Genomic DNA, 14,576 nt, shown 5'->3' with positions numbered 1-14,576 from the left:
TACGGTGCCGACCGTGCGACCCGGCACGGTCTCGCGCCTGCTCGCCACCGCGAGGCAACTCGCGTCGTTCGGCACGATCGGTGCCGTCTGCTTCGTCATCGACCTGGGCATCTACAACCTGCTGCGCGCCACCGTCATGCCCGACGGTCCCATCGCCGCGAAGATCGTGTCGGCCGTCGTGGCGACCGCCGTGGCGTGGATCGGCAACCGCTTCATCACGTTCCGCGCCGAGCGCCAGACCGGCCGCCGCGAGACCGTGCGCGAGGGGCTGCTCTTCGCTGCCACGAACCTGATCGGGCTCGGCATCGCCGCGGCCTGCCTGTTCGTCTCGCACTACGTCCTCGGGTTCACCTCGACCTTCGCCGACAACGTCGCCGGCAACGGCGTCGGCCTCGTGCTCGGAACCGCCTTCCGGTTCGCCGCGTACAAGGCCCTCGTCTTCCGTTCCACCGATGCTCGTCGCACGAAGGGGCTCGCCGCATGACCATCTCCGCCACGCTGCTGACGGCCGCAGGGCCGCTGCTCCAGCCGAACGAGGGGACTGCTCCGTCGAGCGTCCCGAACCGAGGGACCACCGACGTCCCGACCGGAGGCTCCGGTGCCGCCCAGCAGGCCGCGTGGTCGCTGGGTGAGTGGATCGGCTACTCCGCGCTCATCGCGATCTCCGTGCTGCTCACGATCGTCGCGCTGACGACGCTCTGGTGGATGCTGCACGCGTGGCGCTCGCGTGACGCGCTGAAGTCGACGAGCTTCAGCCAGACCCCGCGCCCGGCCGCGCACCGGTTCACCCTGCTGGTGCCCGGGCGGCACGAGCAGGAGGTCATGGGCCAGACGCTCGACATGCTCGCGAAGCAGGACCACCCCGACTTCGAGATCATCGCGATCGTCGGCGAGGACGACCCGGAGACGGACGCCGTCGTGCGCGCCGCCGCAGCCCGCCACCCCGAGCTGATCCGGGTGGTCGTCGACGACACCCTGCCGAAGAACAAGCCGAAGGCGATGAACCTGGCGCTGCAGTACGCGACCGGTGACGTCGTCGGCGTGTTCGACGCCGAGGACGAGGTCTACCCGCACCTGCTCACCCTGGTGGACTCGCGGTTCCAGGAGACCGGCGCCGACGTCGTGCAGGGCGGCGTGCAGCTGATGAACTTCAAGTCCAGCTGGTGGTCGCTCCGGAACGTCCTGGAGTACTACTTCTGGTTCCGCTCGCGCCTGCACTTCCACGCCGGCTCGAAGTTCATCCCGCTCGGCGGCAACACCGTCTTCGTGACGAAGGAACGCCTCGACTGGTCGAACGGCTGGGACGCGCACTGCCTCGCCGAGGACTGCGAGCTCGGCGTCCGGCTGTCCGCCGACGGCGCGAAGGTCGTCGTCGCCTACAGCCCCGAGGCCGTCACCCGCGAGGAGACCCCGCCGACCTTCGCCTCGCTGCTCAAGCAGCGGACGCGCTGGAACCAGGGCTTCCTCCAGGTGCTCGGCAAGGGGGAGTGGAAGAAGCTGCCGTCGTTCCGTCAGCGCTTCTTCGCCCGGTACATGCTGACCATGCCGTTCATCCAGGCGGCCACCGGTCTGCTCATCCCGCTCAGCGTCCTGATGATCCTGTTCGTCAAGGTGCCGACGGCGATCGCCCTGGTGTCGTTCATCCCGGTGGCACCGACGCTCATGCTGCTGGCCGTCGAGGTCGTCGGCCTCAACGAGTTCGGTCGCATCTACAAGGAGAAGGTCCGGTTCCGCGACTACGTGAAGCTCGTGCTCGGTCTCGTGCCGTACCAGATCTTCCTCGCCGCAGCAGCCGTCCGAGCCGTCGTCCGCCACGCCAAGGGGCAGAACGGCTGGGAGAAGACGGAGCACACGGGCCAGCACCGGAACGCCGAGCAGCCCGCCGAGGTCGTCGGCTTCGCGTCGGAGTTGACCGGGTCCGGGTCCGGGTCCGCGGGCGCGACGTCTTCGTCGTCTTCGTCTTCGTCTTCGTCTTCCGAGCGTGAGCTCGCCGGCACGACCACAGGAGGGACCCGATGACCGCCAGCATCACCAACACCACCGGCATCCCGATCCGCGGTGCCGTCGCGGGGAACCAAACCGGCATCGGCGCCTGGTTCCGCCGGCACGCCGCGAGCCTGACGTGGCTGCTGCCCGTCGTCGCCGTCACCGTCATCGTGCAAGCGTGGAACATGTCCGGCACCCCGCAGCGGATCGATGATGAGGGCACGTACACGGCGCAGGCCTGGGCGATCATGCACCTCGGCGAGATCACGCACTACACGTACTGGTACGACCACCCGCCACTCGGCTGGATCCAGATCGCCGGCTACACCGGTCTGACCGGAGCGTTCGCGCGCTACCCGTTCGCCGTCGAGGCCGGCCGCGAGGCGATGGTCTTCTTCTCCGCCGTCTCGAGCATCCTGCTGTTCGTCCTGGCCCGCCGCCTCGGTGCCGGCCGGATCACCGCTGCCGCAGCCGGACTCGTCTTCGCGCTGTCGCCGCTCGCCCTGCAGTACCACCGCACGGTCTACATCGACAACGTCGCGACGCCGTGGCTGCTCGCCGCGTTCGTCCTCGTGCTGAGCCGTCGCCAGCAACTCGCCGGGTTCGCCGGTGCCGCTGCGTGCCTCGGCATCGCGGTGCTCTCCAAGGAGACGTACCTGCTCGCCCTGCCGTTCCTCATCTGGATGGCGATCCGTCGCGCCGACAAGAGCACCCGCCGGTACACGCTGAGCGTCGCCGGCGCCGTCCTCGTCATCATCGGCGGCGGGTACCTGCTGCTCGCCGCGGTCAAGGGCGAGCTGCTGCCGAGCAGCGGTCGGGTCAGCCTGTTCGAGGGCATCACCTACCAGCTCGGCTCGCGCTCGGCATCGGGTTCGCTGTTCGACCCGGGCAGCCTGGCCAACGCCGCCGCGTCGCAGTGGTGGGCGCTCGACCCGGTGTTCATCGTGCTCGGCTCGGCCGCCGCGGTCGTCGGGCTCTTCATGCGACGGGTCCGTCCGATCGCCGCGATGCTCGTCTTCCTGCTCGCGATGATGTTCCGCCCGAACGGGTACCTGCCGGTGCCGTACGTCATCATGCTCCTCCCCTTCGCCGCCCTGCTGGTCGCCTACACGGCCGAGCGTGCCGTCCTGGCGATCGCCGGTCGGGTCCGCACCCGTACCCGCCTCGGCGCCGGGACCCGTCGTGGTCTCGGCATCACCTGGGCCGTCACCACCGCGGTCGCGCTCGTCGTGGCGGTGCCGCTCTGGGGAACACAGCTGCGCGGCTTCGTCCTGGGCAACCTCGACCTGCCGATGCAGCAGGCCGAGCAGTGGGTCGGGGACAACGTCTCGAAGTCCTCCCGACTGCTGGTGGACGACGCCATGTGGGTCGACCTCGTCGAGGACGGCTTCGCCCGGAACAACGTGGTCTGGTACTACAAGCTCGACACTGACGGAGCCGTGGAGCGCCAGTCGCCCAACGGGTGGAAGGACTCGGACTACGTCATCACGACCGACTCCATGCGGACTGGCGGCAACTCGTCGTCCGACATCCGCCAGGCGATCGAGAACTCGACGGCCGTCGCGACCTTCGGGTCCGGTGACCAGCAGGTCGAGGTCCGACGCATCCACGCCGAGGGATCGACGGCCGCACAGACCGCGATCACCCGGGCCAGCGACCTGCGGAAGACCATGGGCACCGAGCTGGCGTCGAACCCGGCGCTCCGGGCCGACGACGGCACGAAGTCGCAGTTCCGTGCGGGTCAGGTCGACTCGCGAGCGATGATCGCGCTCGGCCAGGTGCTCGCCGACCAGGACGTCCGCGTCGACCGGTTCACCCCGCTCACGGGCGAGACCGGGCAGCCGTTCCGCACCGCCGTCCTGCACACGAGCGACGCTGCCTCGGCGGAGCGCGTGGCCGCCACCCTCGAGGCGATGCCCGATTCGTTCCGGCCGGCGTCGGTCGAGCGTGAGGGCGAACGCCTCACCGTCACCTACACCCCGGCGGACCCGACCACGACCGCGACGAGCGCCTCGTGACCCGCCGCCCCGCCGCCCCGTCCGCCGCCCGGATCGCCGAGCGGGAGAAACACCCGGGTGCTCCGGATGCCGACCCCGGCATTTCGCCCGCTCGCGGGGACGCTCGCACCCACGGCCCCAGGGCGGCCCGCAGCACCACCGCAGACCACTCGACCAGCACCACGACCCGAAGGAGCACGACCATGACCGCACACACCCAGCGACGCCGCACCGTCGTCGTCGGCGCACTCGCAGCGACCCTGGTCGCCGCGACCGTCGGACTCGCAGCACCCCAGACCGCCTCCGCCGCCACCGCCGACGAGGGCTGGCTCCGCGTCGGCCACCTCTCGCCCGACACCAAGGGCGTCGACGTCGAACTGTCCAGCCTGTCCGGCGGCAAGACGATCTTCGAGCTCGACGACGTCACGTACGGCCAGGTCAGCAAGTACCAGGAGCTCCCGGTCGGCACCTACGTGCTGTCGATGCGGGCCTCGGACGCCCCGGACTCCACGCCCGTGATCTCCACCGACGTCAAGGTCGACAAGGGCGACGCGAGCACGGTCGTCGCGTACGGCAAGAACACCGACCTCAAGACGACGGCGTTCACCGACGACCTGCAGCAGCCCGGTGACGGCAAGGCGAAGCTCCGGCTGGTCCAGGCCGCCACCACGGCGAAGCAGGTCGACGTGAGCACCTCCGAGGGCACCGCCATCGCCGAGGGCGCGAAGTTCGGCACCGCCACCAAGTACGCCACCGTCGACTCCGGCAAGTGGACGCTCGACGTCTCCGGCAGCGGCCAGCAGGGCACCGCCAGTGTCGACCTCGCGGGCAACACGGTCTCCACCCTGTTCGTCCTCGACGACAGCAAGGGCGACCTGACGGTCGTGCCGGTCACGGACGCCGCAGCCACGGCCGCGACGCCGACCGGCGGCGTGCAGACGGGTGGCGGCGGCGCAGCCGCCGACCGACCGATGACAGAGGCCGTCCACACGGCCATCGCAGCGCTCCGCTCGCTGTACCGCTGACGCCCTGGCCGGGAGGCACGGATCACGTGCGCCGACACGCTCACGTGATCCGCCCCTCCCGTCCAGATCCATCGTCACCATCCACGGAAAGGCAGGCCAGCATGACCCGCAGGACCTGGATACCCGTCACCGCCGCAGCGGCGGTGGTCGTCGCCGTCGGCGTCGCGCTCATCGCGGTTCGCCCGTGGGGGCAGGACACCGAGGCCTCGAGCGGCTCGGTCGCCACCCCGACCTCGACCAGCGCGCCCGACGCGGCACGCTCCCCGAAGGAGCTCCGCACGGAGTTCCTCGACCGGTACGTGCAGGACGGCCGCGTCGTCCGCACCGACCAGGGCGACGACACCGTCAGCGAGGGACAGGCCTACGGGCTGCTCATCGCCTTCGCGAACGGCGACCGCGACCGGTTCGACGACATCTGGAAGTGGACGAAGACGCACATGCTGACCGACGACGACCTGCTCGCCTGGCGTTGGACGCCCGACGACGGTGTCGCCGACGAGCAGCCGGCCAGCGACGCCGACCTCGACGCCGCCCGGGCCCTGGTGCTCGCCGGCGACGCGTGGGGCGAGGACCGGTACACGACAGCCGGCAAGCGCATCGCCTCGGCGATCCTGGAACACGAGACCGCGACCACGGAGCTCGGCACGATCCTGCTGCCCGGGCCGTGGGCGGACTCCGAGCCGTACCGGTACAACGCCTCGTACGCGTCCCCGGCAGCCTTCGCGGTGCTGGCGAAGGCCACGGGCGACGACCGCTGGACCGCGCTGAACCGTGGGTCCCGCGCGGCGACCGCGGCAGTGCTCGACGAGTCGCAGCTGCCGAGCGACTGGTCGCAGGTGCACGCCGACGGCACCGTCGACCCGATGCCCGCCACCGGTGGGGACCAGCGCGTGCTGTACGGCTACGACGCGATGCGGACGCCCGTCCGCTACGCCGAGGCCTGCTCCGCCGACGACCGCGCCCTGGCTGGCTCGCTCGCCCCGACCCTGCGTCGGACGACGCAGCTCGCGGCGCAGCTCGACCTGGGCGGCACCGCCGTGACCGGGGACACGAACGCCCTGGCGTACACCGCCCGGGCCGCCGCCGAGTACGCGGCCGGTTCCTCCGGTGCGGCCGCCGACGACCTCGAGCGGGCCGACCGGACGGCTGCCACCACGCCGACCTACTACGGGGACGCCTGGGCCGCCCTCGGTTCGACCATGCTCACCTCGGACGTGCTCGGCGGCTGCGCGACGACGGCCGGAGGCGCATCGTGACCGGCCGACGGTCCGCCGGGCGCGGGACGGTGTTCGGACGTCGTGGCGTGGTGATCGGGGCCGTGCTCGCCGCGGTCGTCGTGGGCGGCGGCGTCACCGGTGTGGCGCTCGCGTCGACCGTCGGCAGCGACGGGTCGGACGGGCGGGCCGGTGCGGCGCCGTCGAGTTCGGCTTCGGCTTCTGCTTCTGCTTCTGCTTCTGCAGGGTCGGGCATCGAGGGGTTCGAGGACCCGGCCGTACCCGCTGCCCGATCCGAGGCGACCCCCGTCAGCGTCTCGATCCCCGCGATCGGCGTGCAGTCGAACCTCGAGGACCTGCACCGCGGCACGGCCGGCGAACTCGACCCGCCCGTCGACTGGGACAGCGCCGGGTGGTTCAGCGACGGCATCGTCCCCGGTGAGGTCGGCCCGGCAGTCATCGCCGGCCACGTCGACAGTCCGACGAGCGCCGCCGTGTTCTTCCGGCTCGACGAACTGGTCGCCGGCGACGAGATCCACGTCGCGATGTCCGACGGCAGCACCCGCACCTTCACCGTCGACCGCTCGGAACGCGCCGCCAAGTCGGCGTTCCCGACGAGCGACGTCTACGGCACCACCCCGACCCCCCAGCTCCGACTGATCACCTGCGACGGCGTGTTCGACACCGCCACCGGGCACTACACGGACAATCTGATCGTGTTCGCAGACCTCTCGTCGGACTGACCCAAACACCGACCGATACATTCGATGTGGAGCACGAGGAGCACCATGAGCGAGACCCTGGTCATCATCCCGACCTACGACGAGGCGGAGAACGTCCGTCCCATCGTCGAGCGCACGCTCGCCGCCACCGACGAGAACGTCCACGTGCTGGTCGTCGACGACAACTCGCCGGACGGCACCGGTGACATCGCCGACGCCATCGCCTGCGAGACCGACCGCGTGCACGTCATGCACCGCACGGTGAAGGACGGTCTCGGCGGCGCGTACCTGTCCGGGTTCGCCTGGGGCCTCGAGCACGGCTACGCCAAGCTCGTCGAGATGGACGCCGACGGCTCGCACCACCCCGAGTACCTGCCGTGGATGCTCGAGCTCGCGGACACGAACGACCTCGTCCTCGGGTCCCGCTGGATCAAGGGCGGCAAGGTCGAGAACTGGCCCTGGTACCGCGAACTGCTCTCCCGTGGCGGCAACCTCTACACGCGCCTGGCCCTCGGCATCGCCGTCCGCGACGCCACCGGCGGGTTCCGGGTCTTCACCTCGCGGGCGTTCGAGCGGATCGACCTGGCCGGCGTCGCGTCGAAGGGCTACTGCTTCCAGGTCGACCTGTGCTGGCGTGCCCTCGAGGCCGGTCTGCGCGTCGTCGAGACCCCGATCACGTTCACCGAGCGGGAGTTCGGCGTCTCGAAGATGAGCGGCAACATCGTGCGCGAGAGCCTGGCCCTCGTGACGAAGTGGGGCATCGACCGCCGCATCCGCGAGACCCGTTCCCTGGTCAAGGACCACCGGAAGCTGCCGTCCGTGCGCACCAACGCGCACGCCGTGGCCGACCACGCGGCCTGACCCGCTGGGGTCGGCGTCGGCGCTCGGGGTCGGGGTCGGGGTCGGCGGCGGTACCGCGAAAGCGACAGTGTCCCGCGAACTGTTCGCGGGACACTGTCGCTTTCGCGGATCGGCCGCCCGTGGGCAAGCCCGGCCCGCCCGTGGGCAAGCCCGGCCGCCCGTGGGCAAGCCCGGCCGCCCGTGGGCAAGCCCGGCCGCCCGTGGGCAAGCCCGGCCCGCCCGGACGACAGCGCAGCGACTAGCGCAGCACCACCACGCCCCGCCCGCGGAACCGCACGCAGTCCGTCGCCACCTCGGCCGCTCCGAACCGGTAGAGCTCTTCGCCGGTGGCACCGGGGACCGGCACCTCGGCTGCGTCGTCGAGGAAGTTCACCACGACGTGCACGGGTGCCACGTCCGGTCCGAGCAGCCCCCGCGTGAGCACCAGCCACCGGCGGTCCTCGCTGAACCGCACGGCGTTCGCCTCGTACCGGTGGTCGACGAAGGCCTGGTCGGTCCGGCGCAGGGCGACGAGCACCCGGTAGGCACGCAGGATCGCCGCACCCCGCTCGGAACTGACGTCGGCCCAGTCGAGCTTCGAGTTCGTGAACGTCGTCGGGTCCTGCGGGTCCGGCACGGCCGACTCGTCCCAGCCGTGCTCCGCGAACTCGCGGATGCGGCCCTCGGCCGTCGCCTTGCCGAGCTCGGGCTCCGGGTGCGACGTGAAGAACTGCCACGGTGTCGTCGCGGCGAACTCCTCGCCCATGAACAGCATGGGTGTGAACGGACCGAGCAGCGTCAGCGCCGCAGCGATGACGAGGCCTTCGTCGTCGAGCGTCGCCGCCAGACGGTCGCCCGCCGCGCGGTTGCCGATCTGGTCGTGGTTCTGGTTCGTGACGACCAGGGCAGTCGCCGGGGAAGTCCCGCGGTCGATCGGTTGCCCGTGGCGTCGGCCACGGAACGACGACCACGTGCCGTCGTGGAAGAACCCGTGGTCGAGCACCTTCGCGAGCGCCGACAGCGGTGCGAAGTCGGCGTAGTAGCCGTTCGTCTCGCCCGTCAGCGCCACGTGCACGGCGTGGTGGAAGTCGTCGGACCACTGTCCGGCGAGCCCGTACCCGGCGGCTTCCCGCGGGCGGAACATCACCGGGTCGTTGAGGTCCGACTCGGCGATCAGCGACAGCGGACGACCGACGAAGGAACCGTAGGCGTCCGCCTCGTCGGCCATCTCGGCCAGGACGTGCGGCCGCGTGGTGTCGCGGATCGCGTGCACGGCGTCGAGCCGGAGCCCGTCGACGTGGTGGTCGCGGAACCACATGCGCACGTTGTCGAGCACGTACCGACGGACCTCGGGGTGCTCGACGTTCACCGAGTCGCCCCACGTGTTCGACAGCCCCTGCACCAGGTACGGCCCGAACAGCGGCAGGTAGTTGCCGCTCGGCCCGAGGTGGTTGTAGACGACGTCCTGGATGACGCCCAGGCCGAGTGAGTGCGCCGTGTCGACGAAGCGGTCGTAGGCGTCGGGACCGCCGTACGGGGCGTGCACCGCGTACCAGGCGACCCCGTCGTAGCCCCAGTTCCACTCGCCGTTCACACCGTTCACGGGCAGCAGTTCGACGAACTCGACGCCGAGCTCGACCAGGTGGTCGAGCTTCTGCGCCGCCGCGTCGAGGGTGCCCTCCGGCGTGTAGGTGCCGACGTGCATCTCGTAGATCACGGCGCCGCGGGCCGGACGTCCGGTCCACGACTCGTCGGTCCACGCGAAGCGCGCGGGGTCGACGACGGCGGACGTGCCGTGCACCCCGTCCGGCTGGAAGCGACTGCGGGGGTCGGGCCGGACCGCGTCGTCGTCGCCGAGGCGGAACCCGTAGCGGGCACCGACGACCGGCATGATCGCGTCGGTCGACCACCAGTCGTCGTCGCCCCGGGTCAGCGGGTACTCGACGTCGTCGACGACCAGCCGGACGCGGTCCGGCTCGGGCGCCCAGACGGCGTAACGGTCGGGTGCGGTCATGCGTGACCCTCCAGGATGTCGATCTCCGCTTGCGCGTCGGACTCGGTCGCCGGGGTGGTCCGGGCGGTCGACCGGGAGGCCCGTTCCGCGTCGGACGCGTCGGTCACCGTGTCGGCGTGGCCGGGTTCCCCGACCGTGGCGGCCGGCACGAGCAGCGCGACCGGGTAGGTGGTGAGCAGGTCCGCGAGGGCGATGCCCCGGCTGGCCGCGAAGGTCCTGCCGGTGAGCAGGTCGACCCGGTCGACGGGGACGGCGTGCACGAGGGTGTCACCCCAGCCACCGACCCGTTCGAGGCCGATCGGCAGTCGCGTGGCGATCGTCACGGCACCGCCGCGGTCGAACGCGACGACGTGGTCCGCCGCGCTGCCCGTCGCCTCGAGCGCGAGGTACCGCGTGAAGAGCTCCGGATGGTCGCGCCGGAGACGGAGTGCACGGGCGGTCACGAGGAGCTTCGCGGCGCCGTCGATCCCGATCGCCGGGAGGTCCTCGGGGCCGTCGTCGTCCGGGCCGTCGATCTCGGCGAGGACGTGGCGTCGTTCGGCGTAGTCCACGGCTCGGCGGTTGTCGGGGTCGACGAGGGAACGGTCCCAGAACTCGGTGCCCTGGTAGACGTCGGGGACGCCGGGTGCCGTGAGCTGCACGAGCTTCTGCGCGAGTCCGTTCGACCACCCCGCCGTGTCGATCCGTTCGTCGAGGGCATCGAGCACGGCCACCACGGCGGGCTCGTCGAACGCTGCGTCGACGAGGGCGTGCATGCGCTCCTCGAACGCCGTGTCCGGCTCGGTCCAGGTGGTGCTGTCGCCGGCTTCGCGGGATGCCTTCTCGGCGTAGGCGTGCAGCCGCTCACGACTCGCGGGACGGGCACCGACGATCGCCTGCCAGAGGAGGTCGGCGAACACGCGGTCCTCGAGCGGGACGAGGGACTGCAACCGGTCGAGCGTGTCGGCCCACTCGCTGCCGAGCTCGGCCAGGACCGCGATGCGTGCGCGGGTGTCCTCGCTGCGCTTCGTGTCGTGGGTGGTGAGCGTCGTCATGGTGTGCGGCCAGCTGCCGAGCCGGTCGCGCTGCGCCTGGTGGAAGTCGGCCACGGACACCGCGAACACGCTCGGGTCACCACCGACCTCGCTCAGGGACGTCAAGCGGGACGTGCGGTAGAACGCCGTGTCCTCGACGCCCTTGGCCATCACCATGCCGCTCGTCTGCTGCAGGCGGATCGCGGCGGCGTTGTCCGGGTCGACGAGCGCCGGTGCGATCCGGTCGATGACGTCGTCGAGGTCGGGACGGGACTCTGCCGCGCGTTCGAGCGCCGCGATGAGGTGGTGCGCGCCCTCGGGCAGGTAGGTGCGGTACACGTCGAACGACGCCACGACCTCGGCGAGGGCGTCGACGAGCCGTTCGTGCGTGATCGCGTCCGCTCCGGCGGTGACCGGCGCGAGCAGTCGGGCGAGTCGCTCGACCTCGCTGCCGAGGATCCCGTCGGCGATGCCGCGGCGGGTGTCGTGCGTGAGCTGCTGCCAGTCGGCGGGCTCCGCGCCCGACGCCGCGGTCAGCGAGGGTTCGCCCGCGGGGTCGACGAGAACGCGGTCCAGGACACCGAGGGCGTCGTACCCGGTCGTGCCGTCGACCGGCCAGGAGCTCGGGAGTTCCTCGCCGGGTTCGAGGATCTTCTCGACGAGGGTGTACGCGCCGCCGGTCAGCTCGGCGAGGTCCTGCAGGTACCCGGCGGGGTCGTACAGTCCGTCCGGGTGGTCGATGCGCAGTCCGTCGACGAGGCCGTCGCGGAACCAGCCGCCGATGACGCCGTGCGACGCCGCGAACACCTCTGGTTCCTCGACCCGGATGGCCGCGAGCGTGTTCACCGCGAAGAACCGGCGGTAGTTCAGCTCGTGGTCCGCACGCTTCCAGTGCACGAACGCGTAGTGCTGCAGCGCGTGCACGGCCTCGACCGAGTCGCCCGGGTGGGCGGTGCCCGGCGCGGTCGGGTACGCGGTGTCGCCGACCCGGAGCACCGGGTGCTCGGGGTTGGACGTGTCGAGCGTGACCGCGTCGAGCAGCCGGTCGTCGAGGACCGGCACCCGGACCTTGCCGTCGCCGGCGTCCCAGTCGACGTCGAACGCCCAGGCGACGGGGGAGCCCTGGCCGAGTTCGAGCAGGGACCACCACCACGGGTTGACCGCCGGGGTGGCGACCCCGACGTGGTTCGGGACGACGTCGACCAGCACGCCGAGCCCGACCGCGTGCGCGGCCTCGGCGAGGACCCGGAGGGCCTCGTCACCGCCGCGGTCGGTGTCGACGTGCGTGTGGTCGACGACGTCGTAGCCGTGGTTCGAGCCGGGCTCCGACTGCAGGACCGGCGACAGGTACAGCCAGTCGGCCCCGAGGTCGTGCACGTAGTCGACGAGGTCGCGTGCGGCGGCCAGGTCGAAGTCCGCCGAGACCTGCAGCCGGTACGTCGAGACGGGAACGCGACGTCCGGCCCCCGTCGTGCCGTTCGTCATCGCGCGGTGCCGCTCGGTGCGGTGGAGCCGGCCGGGTTGGCCGGGGTGACGGCGTCCTGCGGGGACCGGGGCTCGGGGGCGCCGTCGTGGTGCTGGACCTCGACCGGGGTGACCGAGACCTCGTGGTTCGGCTCGGCACGCAGGACGATCATCGAGCGCGCGGGCACGTCGAGCGGGGTGCCCGCCTCGACGATCTCGTCGCGGGCACCGGGCTCGGCGGTGTCGATGCGGACCGTCCAGCCGGGTGCGTACTCCTCGGGCGGCAGCGTGAACGTCACGACGTCGTCGTGGGCGTTGAAGTACGTGATGAACGCCACGTCGGTGACGCGCTCGCCGCGGGAGTCACGCCCGCGGATGCCGTCGCCGTTGAGGTACATGCCGACGCTCTTGCCGAAACCGGAGTCCCAGTCCTCCGGCGACATCGCGTCGCCCTCGGGCGTGAGCCAGACCACGTCGGGCAGCGGCTCGTCCTGACCACGGCGCACCGGGCGCCCGTTGAAGTACCGGGTGCGACGGAACGTCGGGTGGTCGTGGCGCAGCTTGACCACGTCGGCCGTGAACTGGACGAGGTCGTCGTCCGCGGTGTCCCAGTCGATCCAGCTGAGCTCGGAGTCCTGTGCGTAGACGTTGTTGTTGCCGGACTGCGAACGGCCGAGCTCGTCACCGTGGGCGATCATCGGCACGCCCTGGCTGAGGAGCAGCGTCGCCAGGAAGTTCCGGCGCCGCTGGAGTCGCAGGGCGTTCACGGACTCGTCGTCCGTCGGACCCTCGGCGCCGGAGTTCCAGGACCGGTTGTGGCTCTCGCCGTCGTTGTTGTCCTCGCCGTTGGCGTCGTTGTGCTTCTCGTTGTAGGCGACGAGGTCGTACAGCGTGAAGCCGTCGTGGGCGGTGATGAAGTTGATGCTCGCCTTGGGCGTCCGGCCGTCGTGCTCGTACAGGTCGGCCGAGCCGGAGATGCGCGACGCGAACTCACCGAGGGTCGACGACTCGCCGCGCCAGAAGTCGCGCACGGTGTCGCGGTACTTGCCGTTCCACTCGGACCACTGGGGCGGGAAGTTGCCGACCTGGTAGCCGCCGGGGCCGACGTCCCACGGCTCGGCGATGAGCTTGACCTGCGACACGATCGGGTCCTGCTGCACGAGCTCGAAGAACGCGGACAGCCGGTCCACCTCGTAGAACTCGCGGGCGAGCGCCGAGGCGAGGTCGAAGCGGAAGCCGTCGACGTGCATCTCGGTCACCCAGTAGCGCAGCGAGTCGAGGATGAGCTGCAGCGAGTGCGGGTGCCCGACGTTGAGCGAGTTCCCGGTGCCCGTGTAGTCCATGTAGAACTTCTTGTCGTCGTCGACCAGGCGGTAGTACGCCGCGTTGTCGATCCCGCGGAACGACAGCGTCGGCCCGAGGTGGTTGCCCTCGGCGGTGTGGTTGTAGACGACGTCGAGCACGACCTCGATGCCGGCGCGGTGGAGCTCCCGCACCATCGTCTTGAACTCCTGCACCTGCTGCCCCTGGTCGCCCGAGGACGAGTACGAGGAGTGCGGCGCGAAGAAGCCGATGGTGTTGTAGCCCCAGTAGTTCGACAGCCCCTTGTCCTGCAGGGTCGAGTCGTTCACGAACTGGTGCACCGGCATGAGCTCGAGCGTCGTGATGCCGAGTCGCTTCAGGTGCTCGATGACCGCGGGGTGCGAGACGCCGGCGTAGGTGCCGCGCTGCTCCTCGGGCACGTCGGGGTGGGTCTCGGTGAGGCCCTTGACGTGCGCTTCGTAGATGACCGTCTCGCCGTAGGGCGTGCGCGGTGCGCGGTCGCCCTGCCAGTCGAAGAACGGGTTGATCACGACGCCCTTCATCATGTGCGCCGCGGAGTCGTCGTCGTTCGTCGAGTCCGGGTCGCCGAACGTGTAGGCGAAGAGCGACTGGTCCCAGTCGATCTCGCCGCTCGTCGCCTTGGCGTAGGGGTCGAGCAGCAGCTTCGACGGGTTGCAGCGTGCGCCGTTGTCGGGGTCGTACGGGCCGTGGACACGGAAGCCGTACTCCTGGCCGGGGCCGACGTTCGGCAGGTACGCGTGCCAGACGTAGGCGTCGACCTCGACGAGGGGGATGCACTCTTCGTTGCCGTCGGTGTCGAACAGACAGAGTTCGACGCGCTCGGCGACCTCACTGAAGAGCGCGAAGTTCGTGCCGCTTCCGTCGTAGGTCGCCCCGAGCGGGTACGGGTTGCCGGGCCAGGTGTGCAAACGGTCCTCCAGGTGATGGTCGCGCCAACATATCGGTGACACCCGTCCG

The 14,576-nt window shown here is 70.8% G+C and carries 10 protein-coding genes; 7 read left to right on the top strand and 3 right to left on the bottom strand.

Annotation, left to right across the window (positions count from 1 at the left end; translation table 11 throughout):
• Positions 1–13: 13 nt before the first annotated feature.
• The 7 genes from EDF28_RS15495 (at position 14) to EDF28_RS15465 (ending at position 7,805) form a co-directional block, all read left to right on the top strand.
• Complete coding sequence (locus EDF28_RS15495) at positions 14–484, top strand: GtrA family protein (RefSeq protein WP_243649870.1); 471 nt, start codon at positions 14–16, stop codon at positions 482–484.
• On the top strand, positions 481–2,019 hold the full coding sequence (locus EDF28_RS15490) for a glycosyltransferase (RefSeq protein ID WP_185094266.1): 1,539 nt from the start codon (positions 481–483) through the stop codon (positions 2,017–2,019). Before EDF28_RS15495 ends, EDF28_RS15490 begins: the two co-directional genes overlap by 4 nt.
• Positions 2,016–4,004, top strand: a complete 1,989-nt coding sequence (locus tag EDF28_RS15485) for a glycosyltransferase family 39 protein (RefSeq protein ID WP_123938904.1) — start codon at positions 2,016–2,018, stop codon at positions 4,002–4,004. The genes EDF28_RS15490 and EDF28_RS15485 overlap by 4 nt, the downstream gene beginning before the upstream one ends.
• Positions 4,005–4,186: 182 nt before the next feature.
• Complete coding sequence (locus EDF28_RS15480) at positions 4,187–5,008, top strand: DUF4397 domain-containing protein (RefSeq protein WP_123294030.1); 822 nt, start codon at positions 4,187–4,189, stop codon at positions 5,006–5,008.
• A 101-nt stretch (positions 5,009–5,109) separates the two neighbouring features.
• The gene (locus tag EDF28_RS15475) at positions 5,110–6,264 is read left to right on the top strand and encodes a glycosyl hydrolase family 8 (protein ID WP_123938903.1); all 1,155 of its coding nucleotides are present in this window, start codon (positions 5,110–5,112) and stop codon (positions 6,262–6,264) included.
• Positions 6,261–6,965, top strand: coding sequence for a class F sortase (locus EDF28_RS19315; protein ID WP_185094265.1), 705 nt, complete (start codon positions 6,261–6,263; stop codon positions 6,963–6,965). Before EDF28_RS15475 ends, EDF28_RS19315 begins: the two co-directional genes overlap by 4 nt.
• A gap of 45 nt (positions 6,966–7,010) precedes the next feature.
• Positions 7,011–7,805 carry a polyprenol monophosphomannose synthase gene (locus EDF28_RS15465; RefSeq protein ID WP_123938901.1) on the top strand — a complete coding sequence of 265 codons (795 nt, stop codon included), beginning with the start codon at positions 7,011–7,013 and terminating at the stop codon, positions 7,803–7,805.
• Between the two features lie 238 nt (positions 7,806–8,043).
• Here the strand turns inward: EDF28_RS15465 and treZ are convergent, their stop codons facing one another.
• The 3 genes from treZ to glgX are packed head-to-tail and all read right to left on the bottom strand — an operon-like array spanning position 8,044 to position 14,527.
• Entirely contained in the window at positions 8,044–9,798 is a 1,755-nt protein-coding gene (gene treZ, locus EDF28_RS15460; protein WP_123938900.1) for a malto-oligosyltrehalose trehalohydrolase, read from the bottom strand.
• The gene (treY, locus tag EDF28_RS15455; RefSeq protein WP_123938899.1) at positions 9,795–12,296 is read right to left on the bottom strand and encodes a malto-oligosyltrehalose synthase; all 2,502 of its coding nucleotides are present in this window, start codon (positions 12,294–12,296) and stop codon (positions 9,795–9,797) included. The genes treZ and treY overlap by 4 nt, the downstream gene beginning before the upstream one ends.
• Entirely contained in the window at positions 12,293–14,527 is a 2,235-nt protein-coding gene (glgX, locus tag EDF28_RS15450; protein ID WP_123294024.1) for a glycogen debranching protein GlgX, read from the bottom strand. Before glgX ends, treY begins: the two co-directional genes overlap by 4 nt.
• Between the last annotated feature and the right edge of the window lie 49 nt (positions 14,528–14,576).

This window comes from Curtobacterium sp. PhB137 (assembly GCF_003814955.1).
Taxonomy (GTDB): domain Bacteria; phylum Actinomycetota; class Actinomycetes; order Actinomycetales; family Microbacteriaceae; genus Curtobacterium.
Note: the sequence above shows the minus strand (reverse complement) of the source record. Positions and strands in the feature narration are given on the sequence as shown.